Consider the following 24,028-nt stretch of genomic DNA (forward strand, 5'->3'; position numbering starts at 1 on the left):
CTTCCCGTTTCCCTCCCCGTACCTGAGGGGGAAGACCGTTCCTCCTATGAAAAAAATCATTCTCCTGGCAGTTCTCTCCACCCTCTTCTCGTTTGGCCCATTTGCGCAGGAAGCAGCCCCCGGCTTTGAAACCGACCGCCCCAACCGCACCGAAGCCTCCACTTGGGTCGCCAGAGGCTATCTGCAGCTGGAAACTGGTTATCAATATGAGAAAAAGCGGCAGTCTGGCACGGAGCAAAGGAGTTGGCTCTACCCGCAGGCGCTCCTGCGGATGGGGCTCCTGAAATCAGCAGAACTCCGGCTGGAGGCCACCTACCGCCAGGAAGACCAACGCATGGCCGAGCAGCCGGAAGAACAGGAGAAAGGGCTGAGCACCGTACGGGTGGGAACCAAGGTCAATGTGGTAGCGCCAAAGGGGGCTGTCCCTGAAATATCTGTTTTGGCAATGGCAGAACTGCCTTTGGGGCATGGTTCGTTTAAACCCAGGCATCTGGCACCTGACCTGAAGCTCCTCTTTACCAATGACCTCTCAAAGAAGGTGAAACTCCAGTACAATACCGGCTTCCGGCGCGAAAAGGAAGAAAACACCATGCTAGACCAATTCCAATACTCGGCCTCCCTGAGCTGGAAGATCAGTGAGAAACTGAGCGTGTTTGACGAGTTTTTCGGGGACAAAGTACCTGGCCACCACGCCCAAAACTATCTAGACGGAGGGGTGCAATACCTGCTTTTGCCCAGTCTACAAATAGACGCCCTGGTGGGAACAGACCTCTCTGCACATGCTGCAGAGGTCTTTGTGGGCGGCGGTCTCAGTGTGCGCTTGCCAAAGTAAAGACTGGCTGCGCCGAACCCTAAAAAGTAAGTATGATCTTAGGGAAGCCCTCTTCGCATGGGCCGCTGTTTTAGGCCTGTTTTCTGAAAAACAGGCCTAAAACGGCGGCCCATGCTCGCACAGTTAAAAGGAATCTTTATATTAGAACTTCCTTAAATGATTTTATAACACGAAATCGTTTCCCTGGCACCTTTGACCCCCACCCTATGCTCCTTGAACCAATAAGTATGGATGTGCTGCAAACCTCCCGCCTCACGCTTTGCCATCTGAACCCGCAAGATGCCGCGTTCATGTTTGAGCTCATGAATGACCCCTCCTGGATCAGATACATTGGCGACCGTGGAATCAGAACGGTGGAAGATGCGCGGGCTTACATCCAGAACGGCCCTATGAACAGCTATGAGCAGAAGGGATACGGCTTTTACCTGGTGAAACTGACCAAAGAAGACCTGCCCATTGGCATCTGCGGGTTGGTAAAGCGGGAGTTGCTGGAAGATGTAGACCTGGGGTATGCTTTCCTTCCGGCGCACACGGGCAAAGGATACGCTGTAGAAGCCGCCTCTGCCGTGCTGGAATATGCCATGACCACCCTAAACTTTCAAAGGGTACTGGCCATTACCACCCAGGATAACCAGCGGTCTATCCAGCTGTTAGAAAAAATTGGTTTAAAGTATGAAGGCACCGTAACACTGCCTTCTCAGCAGGAGGAGCTAAAGCTGTTTGGCACCACCTGAAGGGCCACAAAAAAAGCCCCGGCACCGCTTCTTTCAACGTGGCACCGGGGCTTTGGCAAATATGCTCTGAAATTTATCTTACCTGCACCGGATGGTCTTCCAGCTGGGCGTAAAAGAGTTTCCAGGCACCTTTGTCGTTCTTTTTCCAGATCAGCACAAAGTTTCCTTCGCCTTCACCGCGGGGCAGCTGCCGGTCAGTCGGGATCACGTCAACGGTGAACGTACCGCCTTCAAAGGCAATGCTGTCATCTACCCCAGTGGCCACCGGAGAGATTCTCAGGTTTTCAATAGAGCCCAGGGTTTCACGCACCCATTTCTGAGAAACTTCTGATTTGCCGTTGAAATGAACCTCCCCCTGCACAAAATGCACATCTTCTGCTAAGAGAGTGTCTAACTGGGCAGAGTTTCGGCTGTTCCAGGCACCAATGAAGGTCTGGTTCAGTTGCTGCACATTTACAGGCTCCTGCTTCTCTGCCGTCTTGGAACAGGAAGAAAGAAAGGCGACCAAAGCGATTATGATCAAATACGGTTTCATAGTATAGGTTTTAAGTTTGATACCACTCATACTCCCTTTGAATATTAGGAGTTTCAAATATTATCAGTCTTTTATCAAAAACGCAAGTTAAGGAGCTTGGGCGTTTTTGACAGGGGTTTGAAGTGAAGCCGGCTTACCAGCTTTTTCTTCTGTACTCCGTGTTGGAATATGGTTTTGAATAGTCACCATAGTCTTCATTGGGCAAGAAGCTCAGGTTGTTCATGCTCATGATCTGCGGCTGACCGGCGGTATAACCCGTCATCATAGCTGGGGCGGCCGGCGCGGCAGCTTTAGCTGATGAGCTGGCGGCTCTTTTAGCGGTACCGGCAGAACGGTTAGAAGAGCTATAGGCGTAGGCTCTGTTGGCCGCCACGGTTCTGTTGAACTCCGCCTGTTCCTCAGCAGCTTTTTTCTTCTGCTTGTTGTCAATGATCTTACCAATACCGTACCCGGCACCGGCACCTACCACACCGCCTACAACACCCCCAACGGCACGGTTTCTCTTATTGATAATGGCCCCGGCGGCAGCACCAGTACCGGCACCAATCACGGCACCTTTGGCTTGCGGACTCCACTTTTTCTTTTCTTGTGCTTGTACAGAACTGCTTAACACTACTGCAAACATCAGCACCAGGCTTAACATTACACTTACCTTTTTCATAACAGTTTCTTTATAGTGAGAGAAGTTTTTTACTCTGTTGGGGTACTAAACCCAAGTACCGTGCCAACTTTTAAATTTCGTTCCGCAACCCTTTTAGTCGCTGTAGAGGATATTCCAAGTTCCGTGCCAAACTTTCAAGCAGGTACTGAACCCGGTTTTCAAAGCCTTATACTGTTACTTGTCTATTTTAGATGCTTCTTTTACATTAGAGTCTTTAAGATGTTTAGGTAATCAACCCTTTCCCCCTTCTTAGAGCTTGTTTAAATTTTGGTTTTGCGAGGAGCGCCGTGATAACCTAGAGCGTGAGGCTGAATCTCTAAAAATAGGTTGACTCCTGAAACAGGCCCGCGAAGCCAAGCACCTCACGCAGGAGCAATTGGGAAAAATTATTGACAAAAAAAGAACCTACATCTCACGGGTAGAGAACGATGGCAGCAACCTCACCTTGAAAACCCTCTTTGAGATTGTGGAGAAAGGCTTGGGTGGAAAAGTGAGGATTTCTATTAAAATGTAGAGCGCATCTATTCTCTGCAACAGAAAGGCCTGCTCTTATAAGGAGCAGGCCTTTCTGTTTTTGGGCTGTTTTTAGAAAAGTAGGCCAAAAACGGAAAAACAGTGTATTTCAGAAAGCAAATTGATTTATCTTTAAATTAAAAACACTTGTGAGACTCAGACTTCTATTTCCTTTTCTTCTTATTACTTTCTTTTCTTTCGGCCAATCAGTTGCAGTTATAGTTCCCGGAACTAAAATCAGCATGGTTCCACCTAAAGGTTATGTTGTTGCGTCAAATTTTAGTGGGTTTCAAAATAGGGATATAGGAGCTGCAATTATTATTGCTGAATTACCAGATTCTTTTCAAGCTACAAAAGCTACCTTTACCCCTGAGGGATTTAAAACTCAAGGCATGACTTTGCACAACCAAAAACCTGTGACTATTCAAGGTGGTAGAAGTGCAGAACTCTATAGAGCCAGTCAGAATGAAAATGGCACCCAAGTCCAACAACTTCTTTTATTATTTGGTGATGAATCTAAATCTGTACTTTTGAATGCTTCCTTTCTAAATCCTTCAAATGCGACCGAAGAAGAAATCACAAAAGCTTTACTTACAGCATCTTACAATGATAAACAGAGCCTTAATGCGGAGAAATCTGTAAAATTTAAAATCCGAACTGAAGGAACACCATATAAATTCGCATCAATCGTTACTGGCACCTTACTTTATAGTAAAGACGGAAAAGTACCTACTCTATCTCCTGATAAAGCTTTTCTTTTAGTAGGTAACTCTCTCACTGTAATTAAAATGGAAAACCCTGAACAATACAGCTTAAACAGACTTCGGAAATTTCCAGGTTGTGCTGAGGCATTAATAAAAAATGTTCAACCTGTTACTATTGACAAATTAAATGGATATGAAATTGTAGCAGAAGCAAAAGGTACAGAAGGCAAGAATGAGCTAAAATATTTGGTAATGTTATTTGACACCAATGGAGACTATTTACTTATTCATGGCTCTGTCTCTGCTGATTTTAATAACAATTTGAAGACGTTCAAAAGCATAGCACAAACATTTTCTAAAAAGTAGTATAAAGCCACCTCGCAACGCTGACCTCCCGTGAAGATAACCTCTGTCCGTTTCTGTAACCTCAACTCGCTGCAGGGCGAGCACTTTATACCGTTCAACCAGCCGCCGTTGAGCGAGAGCGGGTTGTTTGCCATTACGGGGCCTACGGGCGCGGGCAAAACCACCATTCTGGACGCCATCACGGTGGCGCTGTACGGACAGGTGCCGCGCCATGGCCGCGATGTGGCCGAGATTATGACGCGCCACACCGGCGAGTGCTGGTCTGAGGTGGAGTTTGAGGCCGAGGGGAAAATGTACCGCGCCCGCTGGAGCCTTCGGCGCAGCCGCAGCAAAGCCGACGGTAAGCTACAGAGCCCCGTCATGGAACTCATTGACGCCGCCACGCAGGAAGTGCTGGAGAGCCGCCTCTCTGAGACCCGCCAGCGCATCATTGACCTCTGCGGACTGGATTTCCAGCAGTTTTTGCGGTCTGTGATGCTCAGCCAAGGCGATTTCACCCGTTTCCTGAAGGCCAGCGAAAGCGAGCGCAGCGAACTCCTGGAGAAACTCACCGACACCCGCATCTACTCCCAGATTTCCATGGCCGCCTATGAAAAGGCCAAGGCCGAAAAACAGAAACTGCAGGACATTGAGCAGCGGCTGCAACTGGACCAGCTGCTGTCTGAGGAAGACCGCGCCGCCCTGGAGGCAGAAACCCATCGGCTGAAAGCCGAGGCCCGCCTGGCCCAACAGCAGGTACAGCAGCACCTGCAACAGCAGACCTGGCTGGAGAACCTGCAGAAGCTCACCCAGAAAGAGACGCAGCTGAGCAGCCAACTCGCGCAGGCACAAACCCAGCAACAGGCCTGGCAACCCAACCGCGAGAAACTTCAACGGCACGAGCAGGCCCAGCCGTTCCAGAGCGAGCTGGCGAGGCTGCAGGAGGTACAACGCCAAGGCGAAAGCGTGACTCAAGCCATAGTTGCAATGCAGCAACAGGTGCCCGTGCAGGAACAGAAGGTAGCCGCGAAGACGCAGGCCACCCAGACTGCCCGTACCGCCCACACGCAGGCGCAGCAAACCCTCATAGAGGCCGAACCGCGCCTGGACCAGGTGCTGCAGCAAGACTCGCATATTAGCGCACAGCAGGCCCAATACACCAAAGACCAGCAAGCCGTAACGCAACTGCAGCAGCAGGTGCAGCAGCTTTCCCAACAACAAACGCAACAGCAGAATAGCCTCCAACAACTGGTGCAGGAAGGCAAGCAACTGAACGACTGGCTCAAAGAACACGGGCTGGACGAGGAGCTGTCGCAGACCTTGCACGAAGGGAAATCAGAATTCAGAAATCTGGCCGAGGTGCAGAAACAGCAGGAGAAGCTCCAGAAAGAGCAGGCTGTTTTACGGCAGACTTCAGAAAACGAGGCTAAAAACGAAGCCCTCATAAAACAGCAACTGGCAGCCATCGAAGGGCAACTGCAAGTCCAACAACAGCAGCTTTCTACTTTGCAGGAACAAGCCACCGCTGCCCTGCAAGGCCAGGAGCACGAGGCACTGGAGCAGCTCTGCCAGCGCCTGCCCAGCGTGTGCAGCCAACTGGAGAAGCAGCTGGAGCTGAGCAAAACCTATCTACAGCAGGAAGCCCGTCGGCAAGAATTGCAAGCGCAACTGGCCACCACCACGCAGAACCTGCACCAGCACCGCACCCGCCTTGCCCAAACCAAATCCGAGCGGGAGCAGGCCCAGGACAAGCTCAAAGACCTGCAGCATATTCTGGATTTGCAGCGGCAGATTCAGAAGTACGAAGACGCGCGCGCCCAGCTGCAGCCCGAGCAGCCGTGTCCGCTGTGCGGCTCCACGCACCACCCGCTGGTAGAGGCGCACCAGCCGCAGACCTTAAGCGAGGCCGAGCAGAACCTGCAGCAGCAGCAAACCAAAGTACAGCGCCTGGACGGGCAGGAGCGGGAACTGGCCGCCGCCGTGCATCGCCTGGAACTCGCCGAGCAGCACACGCATGAGCAAATAGACCAAATCACCACGCATACCCAACAGCTGCAAACGCAGTTCGCTGCGCTAAATGCTGCCCTGGAGCTGGCCCATGAGATTGCCGTCTCAGACTCCATTGACCAGTACTGGAACGCCCGCCAAACGGAACTGCAGCAGGCCACCGCCACCTTAGAAAGTTTGCGAGGCCTCCGTACGCAACTGGACCAGGCCCGCGCCACTGAGCAGAAAATACTCAACGAGCAACAGCGTTTTCGGCATGAAATGGAAAAAACAGCCCAAAAACGGACGCAGGCCGACACGCAACTAACTCAACTGCAAGCAGAACTGGAAGATGTAGCCGAACAGGCCAAGGTGATTTCCGAGACCCTGCAAGGCTTCTTCAGCACCTACGGCCTCACCTACACAGGCGCCAACGGCGCAGAATTGCTGGCGCAGCTTGAGACGCGCAGGCAGACGTATGAGCAGAAAAAGGCGCTGCTGCCGGAGCTACGCGTCAACTACTCTGAGGCCAAAGCCGCCGCTGATAATGGCAAAGCCACCTTAGAAGAAAAGCAGACCGAACTCACCCAACGGCAGGCGCACCTGCAAACCGCGCAGGAACAACTGCAGGAACTCCGCACCCAGCGTTATGCGTTGTTACCAGAAGGTGTGCAGCCGCAAGCGGAAAAACAGCGTCTGCAGCAGGCCTTGCAACAGGCGGCACAAGCCCTGCAACAATCAGAAGCTGCCCTGCAGCGCGAGCAGGAGCAACTGAACCTGCTCACCCACCAACTGGCCCAGAAGCAGAAAGAACAGCAGGCGAGCCAGCAAGCGCAACAGGAACTGGAGGCGGCGCTGCTGCTGAAAATTCAGCTGTTGGGCTATACTTCTCTAGCGGAATTGCAGGCCTTGCTGTTGCCAGAATATGAAGCGCGGCAGCTACGGCAGGAACAGGAACGCCTGCAGAAAGCGCTGCATGAGCTGGAGCACAGCCTACAGCAGTGCCGCACGGAGTACCAAACGGAGAAAGAGCGCCACCTCACCGAGTTGACATTGGATGAACTACAGCCGCACATTCAAACGCTGGAAGAAGAGAAAAACCAGCACCTCACCCAGATGGCCCGTCTGGAAATGCAGCTCCAGCAAGACTCTGATTTACGCGAGAAGCACCGCCAACTCACCCAGCAGCTGGACCTGCAGAAAGGCGAAGCAGAACGCTGGGCCCGGCTGGCCAACCTCATCGGCTCTGCCGACGGCAAGAAGTTCAGCAAGTACGCCCAAAGCCTCACGCTGGCGCGGCTGGTAGAACTGGGCAACCGCCACCTGCACCGCCTCAACGACCGCTACCGTATTCTCAAAAGCACAGAGAACGAGCTGGACCTCCAGATTCTGGACACCTACCAAGGCGATGCCGTGCGGTCAGTCAACTCGTTGTCTGGCGGCGAGAGTTTCTTGGTGAGCCTTGCTTTAGCTTTAGGTTTGTCAGATTTGGCCAGCCACAAGGCCCAGATTCACTCGCTGTTCATTGACGAAGGCTTCGGTACGCTGGACGCTGATACCTTGGACATTGCCATGGACGCCCTGGAAAGCCTGCAGGCCACCGGCAAGATGATTGGCATTATCTCGCACGTAGAAGCCCTGAAAGAGCGCATCAGCACGCAGATTGTAGTGGAGAAACTGGCGGGCGGTAGAAGCAGTATCAGGGTGGAGAGTGCCGTGGGAATGGCCGTGTGATTTTTGACCTCGTAGGGTCCGGAGGACCTGCGAGCGTCTTAAAGCGTTGGCATAGACGCTCGCAGGTCCTCCGGACGCTACGAGGTCTTTTGAGCAGTCGTATTTTGCGAGAAATCTGTTTTCGGCTTACTTTTCAGAAAACAGGCCAAAAACGGGAGTCAACCCTAGAGTATAGAGAAGCGAAAGAAGACACTATGAAACCGAAGTTAAAATTCACCACTTTTCAGGAGCAGGATGATAAATGGGAGTTTTGGCTTGGCAAAAGTTTTGAGGAGCGCTAGGCAGAGGCTTTCAGGTTAAATCAAAAGGTATACTGGGAGTTTTATTCCCAACCAAACCCACAGATGTCCAAACGCACCAGACTCTTTATAAAACGGGAAGATGAGACGCTAGAGCAATTCTTCGCCCGTAAGAACGCAGCAAAATAGCCACGCACTTAGTAAATCATTTCCTTATCTCTTATCCATCTAACTGATTTGAAAAAGTACAAGCAGGCCTCTGCCAGACCCAAAGATCTAAATGACCTGGAGCACTTCCCAGAGGTTTGATTTTTGTAGCCTATTTATTTAGAACAATAGCTCCCAACTTTTCCCCAACCTTAGAGCTTGTTTACATTTTGATTTTGCAAGCGAAAACGAGGAGCGAAAGGTTCTTCTATAGCTTTTTTGAGCAGCATACGCCCCGCTATAGGCGAATCAACCGCGAAGTCAGGTTCTTTTGATACCCGTTTGCAGCTCCAAAGACAAATGGGAACATGCTCTTAACGCTTACGAACAAAACAAGTCGAAAGCAGACCTTGTATGAAAAGCTGTCTGTTTTCGGCCTGTTTTCCAGAAAACAGGCGAAAAACGCTACATCTTCTCGTCGTGCTGGGACTGGTCAAGGCCCAATTGCTCCTCTTCTACTGACACGCGGAGCGGTGAAATCAGGTTGGTCACTTTCAACAGAATCCAGGATCCGCCGAAGGCGAAAATAGACACGCCCACCAGGGCCCCCAGCTGCACCAGAAACAATTTGGTTTCGCCAAAGATCAAGCCCTGGTCCGGTATGGCCGGGTTCACGCCTTTACTGGCGAACACACCTGTGAGCAGCATGCCCACCATTCCGCCCACGCCGTGGCACGGGAACACATCCAGCGTGTCATCAATGCTGGTGCGGGACCTGAAATCTACCAGCAGGTTACTCACCACAGAGGCAATCACGCCAATGGCGATGGAATGCGGCAAGGTTACAAATCCGGCGGCGGGCGTAATGGCCACCAGACCCACCACGGCACCAATGCAGGTGCCCATGGCTGAGGGCTTACGGCCTTTCACGGCGTCAAAGAAAATCCAGGCCAGGGCGGCTGCCGCCGAGGCCGTCATGGTGGTGGCCAGGGCCGTGGCCGCCAACGGATTCGCGCCCATGGCTGAGCCCGCGTTAAAGCCAAACCACCCAAACCAAAGCAAGCCCGTACCCAGCAGCACAAAAGTAATGTAGGCCGGGTTGTGGCTCGCCTCGCTGCGGCGTTTCAGGCAGATGGCAGACGCCAGTGCCGCCCACCCCGCTGACATGTGCACCACCGTTCCGCCCGCAAAATCTAATACCCCAAGCTGGAACAGAACACCCTGCGGGTGCCAGGTGGCGTGGGCTAGCGGGGCGTAAATGAAAAGGAAGAACAGCAGAATGAAAATGGTGTAAGACGTAAACCTGATACGCTCTGCGAAGGCACCCGTAATCAAGGCCGGCGTAATGATGGCAAACTTCAGCTGGAACATGGCAAACAAGGCCAACGGAATGGTGGGTGCCAGTTCCCAGGCGGGGCCGTCCAGCACGTTCCGCATCATGAAGAAAGTGGCGGGATTCCCGAAAACACCCCCAATAGAATCGCCAAAGGCCAGGCTAAACCCAAACACCACCCAGATCACCGACAGCATAGCCATACAGATGAAACTCTGCAGCATGGTTGAGATCACGTTTTTCCTGCTCACCATGCCCGCGTAAAAAAAGGCCAGCCCGGGCGTCATGATCAGCACCAGGGCCGCGGCGGTGAGCATCCAGGCGGTATCTGCCGGGTTGAATTCTCCCTGCGCCACCCCTTTGGGCACAGACGGGAATACAAAGGTGAGTACAACGGTGATCACCAACAGAAAGAAGGGAATCTTAGAAAGCTTAGTGGTCATGAAAGGTTTTGTTTGTGAGTTTGTAGTTTACAGGTCGATACAGAAAATTCAGTAAAAATTTAACATCAACAAAAGCATTAACCTAAAATATTTTCAAATAATCCTTATTTCTGCTGTCATTTAATAAATACACATTAAGACTTTTTTAAAGTGAGCGTCTGTAGCCAACCTGATTTACAACTTTCCATAATTCTGACGGCTAAATTTTAGCAAAGTAGTAACTATCATGCCCTTCAGGGCTTTAAACCAGGTTCAGCATTCCTTTGCACTGCAGGTGACCTCTCAGGTTTCGGTCTTCGGACATTTGACATTTTTGTAAGGCAGCCAAGCACGTAAGTGCCGGGCTTTACACTCTATACATTTCTCTCCTCTCTGTCCTCCTGGAAGGATCTTGTGGGCGACTAGATTGTCTCATAAGAAAGCGAACCGCCGCTTGCTACTAAAATTCTTCCAGAAGGATAAAAGAGGAGAAAGGCATCTGGAGCGAGGTAAACTGTAGAGCGTTCGCTTATACTTTAATTCCGCAGGCGGAAATATAGCGAAAGGTGCTTCCAAAGCAATTCTAGAGCAGCAACACGGCCCGCCATGGTGCGTGGTCAGGCCCTTTTTAGGTCCGTATGCAGGGCAAAAGACACAGTTAAACCTGCTCTAATAAAAACTGCTGCGGCACCGGTTACAAAATCAAAACTGGTTACCCCCCTTAGCCGCAGCAGACTTTGCCATAAAGAAAGAACTTGGATTAGAGGAAAGTTAAGCTTCCTGTTTTCGGGCTGTTTTTCAGAAAACAGCGAAAACAGGAAATGAAACCAGCAGGTTTGCGGTGGTACTTCATATCATTCCCGCTATTTTTGCCGTATCTCCTGTAATCAAAACTTCTCCCTTATGCGTTCTGGTCAGCTTCTCTTATTAAAATGTTGGGTATGGCTGTTTCTCTTTGTCTCCTGCCAGCAGGCGCAAAAGCAAGAGCAGCAACCGGAACCGGACCCGCAGACGGGCAACGGCTACAAAGTCATTGCCATCAAAGACGGCGACACCATTGAACTGCTGAAAGACGGGAAGCCGCTGCGGGTGAGGCTCTACGGGGTAGACGCCCCTGAGAAGAACCAGGATTTCGGGACCAAGTCCAGAATGTACACCTCAGAACTGGCCTTCGGGAAATATGTGCAGCTGGTAGAGCACAACCTGGACCGTTACGGCCGCACCGTGGGGGAAATTATTCTGCCTGACGGCCGAAACCTGAACGAGGAACTGGTCAGGAACGGCTTTGCCTGGCATTACGTCGCCTATTCTAAAAGCAAACAGCTGGCCCAGCTGGAAGCAGAGGCAAGAGCAGACAAACGTGGGCTTTGGGCCGGGCCTTCGCCGCAGGCGCCCTGGGAGTTCAGAAACGGGAAAAGGAAAAAAGCCGCAGCGGGTAAAAAGCAGGAGCAATCAGATATCAAAGACGCTGCACAGCCGGGCAGCGCGGGCCGTGTCTTTATCTGTGACAGCAAAAGCGCCAGCACGTACCATGTGCTAAAAGGGTGCCGCGCCCTGGCCTCCTGCAAAAGCCAGGTGCGTACAATCACCTCTGCCCAGGCCGCAGATAAAAACCGCCACCCCTGCAAGGTCTGCGCCCAGTAACACCTGCCAATCACTCCCCTTTTTGCTGGGGCTGCCCCAATCTCACACTGCACCGTTTTCTGTTTTCGGCCTGTTTTTCTGAAAACAGGCCGAAAACAGAAACGTCCCTCCCCCAGCAGCCAATGCTACCACTTTTATCTGCCAACTGGGGCCACACCTGGAGTTATGTATGTTTTGCTTTCAGGGTGATCAGGACTACAGCCAAAACCAGCAAGACACCTGCCACTAAGGTTTGGCCGGTAACGGTTTCATTGGCCAAGGCCCAGCCCAGCAACACCGCAATTACGGGGTTCACGTACGCATAGGTAGAAACCTGCGCCGGCGGGGCCACCCGGGTGAGCCAGCTGTACGCCGTAAAGGCCACTAACGACCCAAAAACCACCAGATAGCCCAGGGCCAACCAGGATTTCAGATGTACCGCTTCCCAGTGGGTGGTCTGCCATTCGCCTGTGGCAAAACCGGTGAGCAGCAGCAAGCCCCCGCCGCACAGCATTTGCATGCCCGTGGTCAGGATGGCGTTGGCCGGCAGGGCTGCTTTGGAAGAATACAACGAACCATAGGCCCAGGCGCCGGCGGCGAAGAAAATGGCCGCCCCTCCCAGGAGGTCCACTCCGCCGGTGATTTCCCAGGGGCTCACCAACACCAGCATGCCTACTATACCCAGCGCCAGCCCCAGCAGCACTCCGCCGCTGGGGCGCTGCCCAGATTTGCCTACCCACTGTAGCAATACAACCCACAGCGGCTCAGTGGTAACCAAAAGCGCGGCAATACCAGAAGCCACCCGCTGCTCTGCCCACACCACGGCACCATTTCCAATGAGCAGCAACAGGGCCCCTATGATAGCGGTGTTACGCCAATGCAGTGCTGTGGGCACCGGCGCGCCACGCCTCCGGGCAAAGGAGAACAAGAGCGCCCCGGCCAGCAAGAAACGCGCTCCCGCCATCAAAAACGGCGGCAGCGTTTCAATGGCGAAGGCAATGGCCAGGTACGTGGAACCCCAAATAACATAAATCGCGGCAAAAGCCGCGATTTTAAGCCAACCGGTGGTACCACCGGAAACAGATGTAAAAGGCATGTGAATTTATTCAGCGTCAGCGTGCAAAACTAACAAAGGTAATTTGGTTTGGTAGGTCATTTTTTCGGCCAGGCTCATTCTGAACAGGTCTTTGAAGAAAGACCGGCGCTTTTTGAGAATAGCCAGCATGTTGCTTTTGGTGCTGCTCAGGTATTCTTTCAGCCCCGTTTCCTCATCTGGGTGCACCACCTCCTGAAAATGCACGTTCAGGTTGCCCAAATCTGTTCTGATGCGCTCAATAAACGCTTTGGCCCGGTGAGTAGACTCGGCGTCTGCGCTTTTGCTCACGTGCACCACCTCTACCTCGGCCTGAAACACCGCCCCCAGCGCCAATACCTGGCCCAGGGCCTGCGAATCTTCGGGCTGGTAATCTGAGGCATACACTATGCGATGAATCTCAGGGAAAGAAGCATTGGAGGGGATGGCCAGTACCGGGCATTTAACCTGGGAGATGACGCTCTCAGTGTTGCTGCCAATCATGATTTCCTCCAGGGCGTTGCCGCCGCCAGTAGTCCCCATCACCACAAAATCAAACCCTTCCTCCTTCACCAGCCGCTCTACGGCATCGGCCAGGAAGGCTTCCTGCACTTTAGAATCCATGACAAAATTGGCCCCGCCCAGTTGCCCGAACAGGCCTTGCAGGTAAAGGGAGAGGGAGTGCAGCTTGTCACCCGAGGTACGGCGCTGCTCGTCCAGCACCTGGCCCGCCATCATGGCTGACTCAGAGGTATCCATGATAGGGAGGTGCAGCACGTGCAGCAGGGTCAACGAGGCGCCGGTGCGCTGGGCTATGTGGGCCGCATATTCGGCGGCTTTATTAGACGTCTTGGAGAAGTCAACGGGACAGATTATCTTTTTCATAGTTTCAAGGATAGATGGTTGCCCAAGTATACAGCAACGGAACCATATTAAGAAACGTGCATATTCTGTCTGGGTTCTGTTTGGGGAATGGCGGGCTACTTTCTTTTCTTTTCCTGCACAATTTCCTCCAGCCACGCCTCTGCGTCTGCCACGTTATCAAAGATATTCAGGGGGATTTTACTTTCCTGGGCCATATCAATGGCATAATCACTCCCGGATTCGTTGAGCCGGTGAACTTCGGCCACATGAGCCAGACCGGCGTTCAAGGTTTTGCGTTGTGCCTCCAGGTGCAGCCATCTCACCTCAGGCGAATGCTCTTTGGCCTCCCTGATGTCAGATAAAATGGTAAACCCAGGCTGCACCAGCCTTAACGCCAGATCCCAATGCTCCAGGTATTGAGAAACTTCGGTTTCACCTCCCCAGCCACCACAAATGTTTAATAAAATCCTATTCTTCCCCTCGTCTACCTTTATGGTGTAGTACGGGTTTTGTGCAATTTTTACCATAACAGAAACAGTCTTCTGCAGATGCACTATCCTGTAGGTGGGGGGAACCGTAGAAATGCAAACTATTTTATATTGAATTTATTGCATAAAGTTATGCACCAATTGCACGCACTACAAGACACGCAACCATTATTTTTTTGTACTATTGAGGTTATACTCCCTTACTTCGGCCCAAGTCCAATACTTTTTGGGCTTTACCTCTCTAAAAACCTCTTCTAAAAAGGCAGAAACCTCCCGTACCATTTGCGCTGGTGTCAAAGATGAAGAATAGACAGGCCGCTCCTGCGGATTGCCGTACCGCTGGGCTTTGCTTAACTCCTGCCCCAGCAGCCTCAACAGTGGCCCGGTGTCTGTGGGACCGTCAGCGGCCCAGCTTCGGCCAGATGTTTCCAGGGAGTTCAGGTGCCGGGCCAGTGGCCTCAGGTCTGGCCTGGGCAAGGTGGGCCGGCTGGCAATATCTACCCAGGTGGTGTATTTGCACTCCACCTCATACCGCTGGTCTTGATAACACGCCAGTACTATGTCAAACCCAGCGGTACGGCTGAACAGAGCATAATAATGCACCGGCTCAGGGGTCTCCAGCACTACCAGACCTAAGGCGGGCAAGGCTGTCAGGTTTGTTTCTGGACCGTGTATTTGTGCGTGCCCTTGCATTACCTGCTCAAACTCCGGTTGCCAGAGGGTGCGGTATTCTTGAGGGTGCAATAGCACCTCTGTAAACGCCTGCAGAAAGAACTCAAATTTGGGAATTGACGCCACCACCTCATTCTCCTCCAGCTCATAGGCGCCAAAGGGTGGGTAAAAGCGGCTTTTTTCCTCGGCATTGATCCAGCAGACCAACTGAAGGGCCTCCTCAGCATGAGGCGCTGACAGGTTCAGTTCCCTGAAATCTCCAATAATGGCCACTTGCCGCAGCAGCTCTTCATGCTGCCCTGCTAAGACTGGGTTCAACAAGGCCCAAACCCCCACCAGGGCATCTATGTCAAAGTGGTTGGCGGTGGCGCGGTGGTATTTTTTTAGTTCCGGCCAGTCCTGCTTAAGGGCCTGGAGCACCATACCGGCGCTGGTATCTTCCCTCAACTCATCAGGGACGGGCGCACCCCGCCAGTGTGACAACACCAGACCGTTAGGGTGAAAACTATCAACCACCACCGCGGGGGTCTTCTTAAGTTCTGGAAAGGGAAGATAGGAATAGGCCATGCGCAAAAATAAGTACGTTTTCTGTTTTCGGCCTGTTTTCCTGAAAATAAGCCAAAAACAGAAACTAAGAATATTGGTCACGAACCCTTACGAAGCAAATGACTGGTATTTCCAACAGAGCTCCCCTTTCTAAAGCTGGTACTATTGAAGGCCTACCGTCTCTCTGAAAATTTTTTCTCAATATCTCACATGCCGTTGAACTCCTTCCCTTTATTCTTGGTTCGCCCTTCAACTCACTCCCTCAGCTATCTATCTAATCATTAATACTTTAGTTTATGGCAGCTAATGTTTACAAAGCCAAAACCCTGACCGCCTTTCAAGTCTGGATGCTGGTGTGGGCGTTCTCCATCTTCTGGAACTCTGCGGCTGTTGCCCAAACGACACCATCTTTCCAAGCCGGCGATTACCGCACCACAACCGCAGGAAACATCAGCCAGACATCTGGCACGGCCCAACTGGAGCAGCTCTCTGTAGACGGAACATGGCAGCCTGCCGCCTACCCCCTCCCGGTGACCTCCACCCTGTATGCCCCACATGCGTTGCAGATTGCAGGGCCCCTTGAGGTAGCCAACCTGGTGGTAACCGCCGCAGCCCCCGTGACCGTGCTTGCCAATGCCCACCTCCGCACTACCGGCAGATTAACAGTTTCCCCTTCCGCCCGTCTGGTGCTGCAGGGCGAAGTAGACAACCGCGGAACGCTCCAACTCCAGGCAAACAGCACGCTCCTGATCCAGTCCCACAATTACCAAGCCACCTCTTCCCTTTGGGCGGGCATTGAAGAAATAGACGCCACTTCTGAGGTTAGAATTGAAAACGCCAACGCCAGCGCCCTCCTGCTCTCTGGCAGCCACCTCACCACGCAACCCCACGGTTTTTGGTTCGGGAAACTGACTATAGCACCCGCCTCTGCTGTAAACTGGCAGTTAACAAACACCAGCGGCTCTATCACGGCCCAGACGGCAACCGTAGTATTACCAACCGGCTCCACCCTTACCCTGGCGGCCGGGATCTCCCTTTCCCTGCAGTTTGGGCAAGGCCTCTCTCTCACCGGCGGCACATATTTTGTCCAAAACCAGGCTAGTGGAACAGCCAATCTTTCCCTGGCCGGAGACCTCGCTCTGAGCAACGCCAGCCTTACCCTGAACCAAACGGCCAGCTCCGGCGCCACCACGTTGGTAGACCTCAAAGGCCATCTCACCCAGGACGCCGGCTCCACTATCAACAACAGCAGCACGGTTACCACCAGCTCCAGCGCAATCAGCTTTACCGGCACCAGCTGGCAGGAAATTGCCGCCGCGGGGTCTGTTAACCATGTTACACTGGGGGTGAAGCCTGGGGCGCAGGTGCGGCTCAAGCAGCATTTAAAACTCAACCCTTCTAACTCTGTTTATGCGGGCACGTTGACCGTAGAGAATGGCGGCACCTTAGATTTTGGCACAGACGCGAACGGAAACGGTTATTCAGTTCAGGGCCAGGGTTATTTCAGGTTAGAGCAGGGCGGGACACTGTTGATCACCAGTGCCCAGGGAATCAATGCCACTGGTTTGGCCGGCAACGTGCAGGTTACTGACAGCCGTCGCACCTTTAACCAGCTGGCCACGTTTGTCTATAGCGGCACCGTGCCCCAGCAAACGGGGAATGCCTTTACCACCACGGCCAATGGCAAAATCCTCATCATAGACAACCCCACGTCTGTCACTCTTACCCAAAGCACCGGTATTTCCAGCAACACCACCCTTTCCGCCGGTGGCGGAAAATTGGAGATCAGACAAGGGGTGTTGATTGCCACCCCCACGGCAGACATTACCAGCTCCGGTAAATTGGTTATGACGGGCGGCACGTACCGTATTGCCATGACTGGCACCACCGTTCCGCTATTATCAGGGGCTTACGAGCTAACGGGTGGCAGCATTGAGCTGGCGGGGAACGGCGATCAGACACTTAGGGGGAAAACTTACCACCAGCTCATCATCAGTGGCAGCAACACTGCCGGCGTCAATGCCAAAACCATTTCCACCACCACTACCGTCAACCAGAAGCTAACTATTCTGCCCCATGCCCTCTTTGATATTGGAAACAAAACTTTGAAAGGTGACGGCGGTTTAACCATGACAGGCGGTTTGCTGCGCTTAGGCAAAAGCAGCGGCACCTTGCCAGAACTTGCGGGCAGAAATGAGCCTTATCAGCTGACCGGCGGCACCATTGAGTTTTACGGCACCACCAACGGCCAGAGCCAATCGCTCAGGGGAACGTATGGCAGCTCCCAAAAGATCACGTACCATCATGTAACCTTGACCGCCACTGAGGCCAATACGCTCAATGAAAATGGCAACCAGCTGCTCAGCGGCAACCTAGATGTCACAGGTACGCTCACGGTCAAGGCCCCGGCGGTTTTACAGATTGCCAGCAACCGTGCCATTGGAGGGTCAGGCAGTTTTGTGTTGGAGACCGGCGCAACCTTGCTTTATGGCTCGCCTCAGGGCATTAAACAAACGGGTACCACCACTTCAGACGGCAATATTAGGGTAAGTGGCCCCAGAAGTTATTCTACCCAGGCTAGCTACGGATTTGTGGGGAACTCAGAAATGGTCTCAGGAGACGGCCTTCCGGCAACTGTAGCCAATTTACTTGTGGCTAAAACCGGGTACGGCGTTACGTTGACCAATTCAGTGGCGGTGAGCGGGGTATTTACCATGAAGAGCAGCCTCTTTAAGACTGGGGCCAATGAGCTTGCCATTAACAGCACGGCCCCTGCCGCAATAGAGTTGGCAGATCCTGCCTTTTACATTCTGGGCAACCTGAGACGGGCCATGGGCAGCAGCGGGACGTACAGCTTTCCGGTGGGCACGCTTAACGGCAAACGCCAGCTGGATATTCAGACCAATGCCTTGGGCGGAAACGGGTTTCAAAGCCTGCTGGTAAGTTTTCAACCCCTCACCCATCACCAGGACGCTGATCTGCAGGTGACAGAAGCCGGCGCCACCTACACGCGCATAGAGCCAGAAGGGGTTTGGGTAGTAGAACCCAATACCCAGCCCACCAGCGGAAGTTACACCGCCTTTGCGTACCTGAACGGGTTTAGCGGCCTCATAGACAATGCCTTTGCTCTGCTGTTACGCCCGCTTACGTCTACCAGTGGCAAAGATTGGAATACCGGCGGCGGCACCTTAGACGCCCCCAACAAAGAAGGCCGAACCTTGGCCAGCGGCTATGCCAAGCGCAACTTTATAAATCAGTTTGGGCAGCTGGCCATAGGCAACCTGGAATCTACCCTGCCTGTTTCCTGGCTGCACGTGAAAGCACAGCGGCAGCAACAGCACGTGCTCCTCACCTGGGCCACCGCCACTGAGACCAACAATGACCGCTTTGAAATAGAATACTCCCTTGACGGAAGGCAGTTTACCCAAGTGGGGGCTTTGCCTGGGAGCGGCCACTCCACCACAATTCAACGGTACCAGTTCCTGCACCCCAACAAAGACCATCACGTGGGTTATTACCGCATCAAGCAAGTTGACTATGACGGGCAGTTTGAGTTCAGTAAGGTGGTCTCAGCAGAGGCTGGTGCGGCACCCAGCGTTTCCGGGCTCCAGCTTTACCCCAACCCCAGTCAGGAAGTCCTGTACATCTCAGGTGTAGACCTGGCTCCAGACGCAGAGATTGAGATCATAGACCTCAGCGGAAGAACCGTACAGCGCGTGATTCCCGTGTTGGGAGGAACCGTGGCAACCATTCAGGTAAAGCACCTACCGGCCGGCACGTATCTCCTTCAGCTACGGCAGGAGAAGCAGGTTCAACGGCAGCGGTTTGTGAAGCAGTAACCCGTTTATGGGCTGTTTTTCTGAAAACAGGCCCAAAATGAACCAGCCCCCATGAGTTCCAACAACCCATGGGGGCTTTTACTGGCTTCTGCAATGGCTGTGGTAACGTTGACCAGCGACACATAATGCCCCGGCCAGCCCTTCAAAATCGCCCATGCCGTCTCTGTTGCTGTCTTTTAAGGGGTAAACCTCCGGGCTGTAGAGCACACTGTTCTTATACCAAAGTTCCTCGTTACAATCATGAGCGGTGTTCTGGGCAAAAGCTGAGGGACCCAGGAGAAATAGGCTGAAAAGGTAACTAACCGTAAAGTCTTTTCAGGGCAAATTGCTTTTGTATCCTTTCGCATTCACCTTGGAAGAAGGTTGGGCCTACCCGTTAGAACTGAATATATCACTACCCAATCTGCCTCCACTGCCTGCCTTTTGGGGCTGTTTTTCAGAAAACAGCCCCAAAACGCAAAAAGGGAGCACTGTTAACCAGCGCTCCCTTTTATATCTTAGCAGGGTGTTAAAATCAATAGAGGTTATATAGTATAAGGAGTTATAGCTACTCAAGTACGTCATTCCGAGCGTAGCCAAGGAAACTAACGTCTCCAACTTGTGCTTTAGACTCGGTTGGGAAACTGCTTCAGCTCAAGTTCTTCTCCTTTAAAACCTTATTTTATACAAGCTCTAGTCTCTTACAAAAGTTGCACCTTAATACGCTCTCCCCGCTTTGTTCTCCATGAAGTTCACAAAAGCACGGTTTACCACTTTCATACCGCCTGGAGTGGGGTAATCTCCGGTGAAATACCAGTCGCCTAAGTGGTTGGGGCAGGCTTCATGCAGACCTTCAATGGTCTGGAAAATCACCTGCACCTCCGCTTTCACATCGGCGGCTTTCACGATCTCGGCCACTTTGGCGCTCACTTCCTCAGGGGTGAACTGCTGGTAGAGTTCCTGCACAAAGTTTTGCTCTCTGGCGGTGCCGGAAGCCAGGCCTGCCACACACTTCTGATATACCTCTTCGGCCAGGCCTTCTTTGCCTTTGTCTTTCAGGAGGCCCATCATGGCCCTGAACGCCACAAACTCCTTCATCTTAGACATGTCAATGCCGTAGCAGTCTGGGTATCTGATCTGCGGGGCGCAGGAAACCACAATGATTTTCTTCGGCTCCAGCCGGTCCAGCATTCTGATAATGCTTTTCTCAAGGGTGGTGCCGCGTACAATGGAGTCATCTATCACCACCACCGTGTCAATGCCTTTTTTCACCACGCCATAGGTGGTGTCATACACGTGGGCGACCAGGTCATCACGGGAGTTGTCATCTGTGATGAAGGTGCGCAGTTTGGCATCTTTGATCACCAGTTTCTCAACCCGGGGCTTAAACGAGTAGATCTTGTCCAGTTTTTCTTCATCAACCCCGGCCTCAGCAATGGCTTTGCGGCGGTAGCTGCGCAGGTAGTCTTCCATCCCGTCCATCATACCCAGGAACGACGTCTCAGCGGTGTTGGGGATATAGGAGAAGACGGTGTTCTCCAGGTCGTATTTCACGGCCTCCAGCACAGTGGGGCACAGCAGTTTCCCCAGCGCCTTCCGCTCGCGGTAGATCTCAGGGTCATTGCCGCGGGAGAAGTAGATGCGCTCAAAGCTGCAGGATTTTTTCTCCAGGGCGGGCAGCACCTCTTTTTCGCTGGCTTCACCGCTTTTGGTCACAATGAGGGCACAGCCGGGAGACACCTCCTTGATCTGGTCATACTCTACCCCGAAGGCGGTTTTGATGGCCGGTTTCTCTGAGGCCACCACCACCACCTCCTCATCTACATAATAATACGCCGGCCTAATGCCAGACGGGTCGCGCACTACAAAGGCGGCACCGTAGCCCGTGAGCCCGGCCATGGAATACCCCCCGTCAAAGTCTTTGCAGGCCCGGCGCAGCACGCGCTGCAGGTCCAGGTTGTCTTCTATGAGGCGGGTGATCTCCTGGTTGTTGTTGTCTGGCTTGTAGTAGTCAAACAGACGCTGGTTCTCCTCATCCAGAAAGTGGCCAATCTTCTCCAGAACCGTCACCGTATCAATCTTCTGGCGCGGGTGCTGGCCCAGGTCAGTCAGCACGTTGAAGAGCTCGTCAACGTTGGTCATGTTGAAGTTACCGGCCACGGCCAGGCTTCTGTTGCGCCAGTTGTTCTCCCTGATCATGGGGTGGCAGTTGTCTACGCTGTTCTCACCGTGGGTCCCATAACGCAAATGGCCCAGGTACACATCGCCTAAAAACGGCAATTGCTCCCGGAGCCATTCAATGTTTTGAGAATCTTTGGGGTTGCGGCGGCGGCACTTGTTGTACTTGATGCTGATCTTCCCGAAGATGGCGTCAATGGCCTTGGTCTTCACGGAGCGGTAGCGGGCAATGTACTCGGTGCCGGGCTTGGCGTTGATGTTGATGCTGGCAAAACCGGCGCCGTCCTGGCCGCGGTTGTGCTGCTTCTCCATGAGCAGGTACATTTTCTGTACGCCGTAGAGGGCAGTGCCGTATTTTTCAACGTAGTATTCTAAAGGCTTTCTGAGGCGGACCAAAGCTATTCCGCACTCATGCTTTATGGCATCACTCATTCTACAGATGGTTAAGAAGGGGGAAAACACGGGTTCAGTGGTTTCCGCGGCCATTCTGCCCTCAAGGCAGAACGGAGATGCAAAGTAAGCCTAAAAACACGTACCCTTCCAAGGGAAAAACTAATTTATGTGCGGTTTCATTCCCTGTAGGCGAAAGAAAGTCAGCCGCGGCCGGCAAACACCTGCCCCACCGTTTCTGGCTTCTGTTTTTGGCCTGCTTTCCTGAAAGTAACCCAAAAACAGCGCGGTTTCTGGAAAGTGCGCGCGCCTGTTGCCTACCTTTGCCGCCATGAGCCAAAAAGTGAAGGTACACGCGGCGCTGTTTCTGGTGGCGCTGATTTACGGGGCCAACTACAGCATTGCCAAAGAAGTCATGCCGGCCTATGTGCAGCCGTTCGGGCTGATTGTGATCAGGGTGGTGAGTGCGGTGCTGGTGTTTGGGGCCATCTCTGCGTTTGTGGTGAAAGAGAAGATTCAGAGCCGGCAGGACTGGGGGCGGCTGGCGCTCTGCGGCTTGCTGGGGATCACACTGAACCAGCTGTCTTTCTTTGCGGGGCTGAACCTGACCTCGCCTATCAATGCCTCCCTCATCCAGACGGTGTCACCGGTGGTAGTGGTGCTGCTGTCTGCGTATCTGCTCAGGGAACGGCTGCAGGCGTACAGGATGGTGGGCATTCTGCTGGCCGGCCTGGGGGCCATGCTGCTCATCTCAGGCAAGGCGGGCAACACCCAGGGGCACGTGCTGGGTGATTTGCTTATTCTTTTCAATGCCGTCTGCTTTGGCGCTTTTCTGGTGCTGGTGAAGCCCTTGATGCAGCGGTACAATCCCATTACAGTGGTTAGCCGTATATTTCTCATTGGCGCGGTGGGCGTGCTTCCGTTTGGGTGGCAGCAGGTGCTGGAGCCGGCGTATGCCGCATTCCCGGCCAGTATCTGGGCGGCCATTGCGTTTGTGGTGATCTGCATGACCATTCTGGCGTACCTGCTCAACGTGTGGGCCATGAAATACGCCAGCCCGGCGCTGGTGGGCGTGTACATTTACCTGCAGCCGGTGTTTGCCATCTTCATTGCGGTGGGGCTGGGCAAAGACGTTTTCACCTGGCAGAAGGCGCTTTACGCCGCCATGATTTTTGGCGGGGTGTATTTGGTGAGTAAGCCCAAAAAAGCGGTGGCGTAAGCGGGAATGGGTACAGATTTTGTTGTTTCGTTTGCACCAAGTTGCCCAAACGGGTGTTCTTGGCTAAACCTGAACTAAGGAGATTATGCTGGAAGAAACGGCACCGTTTGATGCAGATGCGCTGCATCACCTTTTTCTGCAAGTAGAGGCGAAAGACGCCACTTGCATGCTGAACGTGGCGGGGCACCCGCTGCGCATCAGGGAAGTGATTTTCCAGATGGTGGAGAACGGGTGCCGCGTCTGCAAGGTTACCGCTGACCAATACAACACCTTTATCTATGACAAGGAGGTAACAGAGATATATGACTACCTCACCACCATCATCAAAGTAAAGACACTGGTGGGGTGATGTCTGTTTTGGGGCTGTTTTTCAGAAAACAGCCCTAAAACAGACATCACCGCGGCCTGCTGACCAGCAGTTTTACCTTTCTCGCCTCCAGTACCATTACAATCTTTCTTTAAACCAGTTTTCCCGCTGTTTACCTTCGTAAACTACAACTTCAACAACTGGTAAAGACCATGAAAGATCTGAAGATAACGTTGATCATGCTGTGTTCTGTTTTCGTGCTGGGCGGGAGCGTGGCAGACGTACAGGCACAGGACACCAAGAAAAAAGAGAAGAAAGGCTGGAGCCGTAAAGCCAAAGGCGCACTGATTGGAGGGGCCGGCGGGGCCGCCGCCGGCGCAGCGGTTGGCGGCGGCAAAGGTGCCGTGGTAGGCGCTGCCGTGGGTACCGTGACCGGGGGCGCCATAGGCCGAAAGAAAGACAAACAGAAGGACCCTAAGCGCTACAAGCAGTACAGCAAAAAAGACAATGACTAATGATTTGCTGCATGAAATAGAGAAGCCCGTTCCCTTAAAAGGAACGGGCTTCTCTATTTTTTCTATTAAGGTTTTCTGTTTTGGGGCTGTTTTTTTGAAATCAAGCCCCAAACCAAGAAACCTTTTTTAAATTACTGGCCAGCGCCTTCTC

The 24,028-nt window shown here is 52.8% G+C and carries 18 protein-coding genes; 10 read left to right on the top strand and 8 right to left on the bottom strand.

The features are described 5' to 3' along the window. Positions 1 to 46: 46 nt before the first annotated feature. Positions 47 to 832 (top strand): transporter, encoded by a 786-nt coding sequence (locus A8O25_RS14760; protein WP_066836218.1) that lies wholly within the window; start codon positions 47 to 49, stop codon positions 830 to 832. A 206-nt stretch (positions 833 to 1,038) separates the two neighbouring features. Beyond that, positions 1,039 to 1,566 carry a GNAT family N-acetyltransferase gene (locus tag A8O25_RS14765; protein ID WP_241499039.1) on the top strand — a complete coding sequence of 176 codons (528 nt, stop codon included), beginning with the start codon at positions 1,039 to 1,041 and terminating at the stop codon, positions 1,564 to 1,566. A 73-nt stretch (positions 1,567 to 1,639) separates the two neighbouring features. Here the strand turns inward: A8O25_RS14765 and A8O25_RS14770 are convergent, their stop codons facing one another. Beyond that, entirely contained in the window at positions 1,640 to 2,101 is a 462-nt protein-coding gene (locus A8O25_RS14770; RefSeq protein ID WP_066836222.1) for a nuclear transport factor 2 family protein, read from the bottom strand. Positions 2,102 to 2,234: 133 nt separating this feature from the next. Continuing rightward, entirely contained in the window at positions 2,235 to 2,762 is a 528-nt protein-coding gene (locus tag A8O25_RS14775; RefSeq protein ID WP_066836227.1) for a glycine zipper domain-containing protein, read from the bottom strand. Positions 2,763 to 3,096: 334 nt separating this feature from the next. Between A8O25_RS14775 and A8O25_RS23865 the strand changes: the two genes are divergently transcribed. The 3 genes from A8O25_RS23865 (at position 3,097) to A8O25_RS14790 (ending at position 8,044) form a co-directional block, all read left to right on the top strand. After that, positions 3,097 to 3,276 (top strand): helix-turn-helix transcriptional regulator, encoded by a 180-nt coding sequence (locus tag A8O25_RS23865; protein WP_277620017.1) that lies wholly within the window; start codon positions 3,097 to 3,099, stop codon positions 3,274 to 3,276. 148 nt (positions 3,277 to 3,424) lie between these two features. Next, positions 3,425 to 4,345 (top strand): hypothetical protein, encoded by a 921-nt coding sequence (locus tag A8O25_RS14785; RefSeq protein ID WP_066836229.1) that lies wholly within the window; start codon positions 3,425 to 3,427, stop codon positions 4,343 to 4,345. A 30-nt stretch (positions 4,346 to 4,375) separates the two neighbouring features. Next, entirely contained in the window at positions 4,376 to 8,044 is a 3,669-nt protein-coding gene (locus tag A8O25_RS14790) for an AAA family ATPase (RefSeq protein ID WP_066836231.1), read from the top strand. 851 nt (positions 8,045 to 8,895) lie between these two features. On the opposite strand, the gene A8O25_RS14800 is transcribed toward A8O25_RS14790, so the two are convergent. After that, complete coding sequence (locus A8O25_RS14800) at positions 8,896 to 10,206, bottom strand: ammonium transporter (RefSeq protein ID WP_066836235.1); 1,311 nt, start codon at positions 10,204 to 10,206, stop codon at positions 8,896 to 8,898. 882 nt (positions 10,207 to 11,088) lie between these two features. On the opposite strand from A8O25_RS14800, the gene A8O25_RS14805 reads away from it, so the two are divergent. Then, positions 11,089 to 11,829 (top strand): thermonuclease family protein, encoded by a 741-nt coding sequence (locus A8O25_RS14805; protein ID WP_066836236.1) that lies wholly within the window; start codon positions 11,089 to 11,091, stop codon positions 11,827 to 11,829. Between the two features lie 163 nt (positions 11,830 to 11,992). Here A8O25_RS14805 and A8O25_RS14810 read toward each other — a convergent pair whose 3' ends face one another. The 4 genes from A8O25_RS14810 to A8O25_RS14825 form a co-directional block, all read right to left on the bottom strand. Further along, on the bottom strand, positions 11,993 to 12,904 hold the full coding sequence (locus A8O25_RS14810) for an EamA family transporter (protein ID WP_066836238.1): 912 nt from the start codon (positions 12,902 to 12,904) through the stop codon (positions 11,993 to 11,995). Between the two features lie 6 nt (positions 12,905 to 12,910). Next, a complete protein-coding gene (locus tag A8O25_RS14815; RefSeq protein ID WP_066836241.1) occupies positions 12,911 to 13,765 on the bottom strand; it encodes a universal stress protein in 855 nt (284 codons plus the stop codon). 95 nt (positions 13,766 to 13,860) lie between these two features. Continuing rightward, the gene (locus A8O25_RS14820) at positions 13,861 to 14,271 is read right to left on the bottom strand and encodes a hypothetical protein (protein WP_066836244.1); all 411 of its coding nucleotides are present in this window, start codon (positions 14,269 to 14,271) and stop codon (positions 13,861 to 13,863) included. Between the two features lie 129 nt (positions 14,272 to 14,400). Then, positions 14,401 to 15,471: a DUF6687 family protein gene (locus A8O25_RS14825; RefSeq protein ID WP_066836245.1), complete on the bottom strand. Its 1,071-nt coding sequence runs from the start codon at positions 15,469 to 15,471 to the stop codon at positions 14,401 to 14,403. 275 nt (positions 15,472 to 15,746) lie between these two features. On the opposite strand from A8O25_RS14825, the gene A8O25_RS14830 reads away from it, so the two are divergent. Continuing rightward, on the top strand, positions 15,747 to 19,289 hold the full coding sequence (locus tag A8O25_RS14830) for a T9SS type A sorting domain-containing protein (RefSeq protein ID WP_066836251.1): 3,543 nt from the start codon (positions 15,747 to 15,749) through the stop codon (positions 19,287 to 19,289). 696 nt (positions 19,290 to 19,985) lie between these two features. Here the strand turns inward: A8O25_RS14830 and A8O25_RS14835 are convergent. Beyond that, positions 19,986 to 21,878: an amidophosphoribosyltransferase gene (locus A8O25_RS14835; RefSeq protein WP_066836259.1), complete on the bottom strand. Its 1,893-nt coding sequence runs from the start codon at positions 21,876 to 21,878 to the stop codon at positions 19,986 to 19,988. Between the two features lie 289 nt (positions 21,879 to 22,167). Here A8O25_RS14835 and A8O25_RS14840 point away from each other — a divergent pair, with 289 nt between their 5' ends. The 3 genes from A8O25_RS14840 to A8O25_RS14850 all read left to right on the top strand — a co-directional run bounded on the left by A8O25_RS14840 (position 22,168) and on the right by A8O25_RS14850 (position 23,877). After that, entirely contained in the window at positions 22,168 to 23,055 is an 888-nt protein-coding gene (locus A8O25_RS14840) for a DMT family transporter (protein ID WP_066836261.1), read from the top strand. A gap of 85 nt (positions 23,056 to 23,140) precedes the next feature. After that, positions 23,141 to 23,404, top strand: a complete 264-nt coding sequence (locus tag A8O25_RS14845; RefSeq protein WP_066836253.1) for a hypothetical protein — start codon at positions 23,141 to 23,143, stop codon at positions 23,402 to 23,404. A gap of 170 nt (positions 23,405 to 23,574) precedes the next feature. Next, positions 23,575 to 23,877, top strand: a complete 303-nt coding sequence (locus tag A8O25_RS14850) for a YMGG-like glycine zipper-containing protein (RefSeq protein WP_066836255.1) — start codon at positions 23,575 to 23,577, stop codon at positions 23,875 to 23,877. Positions 23,878 to 24,028 lie beyond the last annotated feature (151 nt).

Source organism: Rufibacter ruber (genome assembly GCF_001647275.1).
In the GTDB taxonomy this organism is placed as follows: domain Bacteria; phylum Bacteroidota; class Bacteroidia; order Cytophagales; family Hymenobacteraceae; genus Nibribacter; species Nibribacter ruber_C.

What these genes read in the sequence shown, in the direction of transcription:
- A8O25_RS14760 (WP_066836218.1), top strand. Translation starts at nt 47, where the DNA reads ATGAAAAAAATCATTCTCCTGGCAGTTCTCTCCACCCTCTTCTCGTTT.
- A8O25_RS14850 (WP_066836255.1), top strand. Translation starts at nt 23,575, where the DNA reads ATGAAAGATCTGAAGATAACGTTGATCATGCTGTGTTCTGTTTTCGTG.
- A8O25_RS14765 (WP_241499039.1), top strand. Translation starts at nt 1,039, where the DNA reads ATGCTCCTTGAACCAATAAGTATGGATGTGCTGCAAACCTCCCGCCTC.
- A8O25_RS14800 (WP_066836235.1), bottom strand. Translation starts at nt 10,206, where the DNA reads ATGACCACTAAGCTTTCTAAGATTCCCTTCTTTCTGTTGGTGATCACC.
- A8O25_RS14805 (WP_066836236.1), top strand. Translation starts at nt 11,089, where the DNA reads ATGCGTTCTGGTCAGCTTCTCTTATTAAAATGTTGGGTATGGCTGTTT.
- A8O25_RS14810 (WP_066836238.1), bottom strand. Translation starts at nt 12,904, where the DNA reads ATGCCTTTTACATCTGTTTCCGGTGGTACCACCGGTTGGCTTAAAATC.
- A8O25_RS14840 (WP_066836261.1), top strand. Translation starts at nt 22,168, where the DNA reads ATGAGCCAAAAAGTGAAGGTACACGCGGCGCTGTTTCTGGTGGCGCTG.
- A8O25_RS14770 (WP_066836222.1), bottom strand. Translation starts at nt 2,101, where the DNA reads ATGAAACCGTATTTGATCATAATCGCTTTGGTCGCCTTTCTTTCTTCC.
- A8O25_RS14830 (WP_066836251.1), top strand. Translation starts at nt 15,747, where the DNA reads ATGGCAGCTAATGTTTACAAAGCCAAAACCCTGACCGCCTTTCAAGTC.
- A8O25_RS14835 (WP_066836259.1), bottom strand. Translation starts at nt 21,878, where the DNA reads ATGAGTGATGCCATAAAGCATGAGTGCGGAATAGCTTTGGTCCGCCTC.
- A8O25_RS14845 (WP_066836253.1), top strand. Translation starts at nt 23,141, where the DNA reads ATGCTGGAAGAAACGGCACCGTTTGATGCAGATGCGCTGCATCACCTT.
- A8O25_RS14775 (WP_066836227.1), bottom strand. Translation starts at nt 2,762, where the DNA reads ATGAAAAAGGTAAGTGTAATGTTAAGCCTGGTGCTGATGTTTGCAGTA.
- A8O25_RS14825 (WP_066836245.1), bottom strand. Translation starts at nt 15,471, where the DNA reads ATGGCCTATTCCTATCTTCCCTTTCCAGAACTTAAGAAGACCCCCGCG.
- A8O25_RS14815 (WP_066836241.1), bottom strand. Translation starts at nt 13,765, where the DNA reads ATGAAAAAGATAATCTGTCCCGTTGACTTCTCCAAGACGTCTAATAAA.
- A8O25_RS14820 (WP_066836244.1), bottom strand. Translation starts at nt 14,271, where the DNA reads ATGGTAAAAATTGCACAAAACCCGTACTACACCATAAAGGTAGACGAG.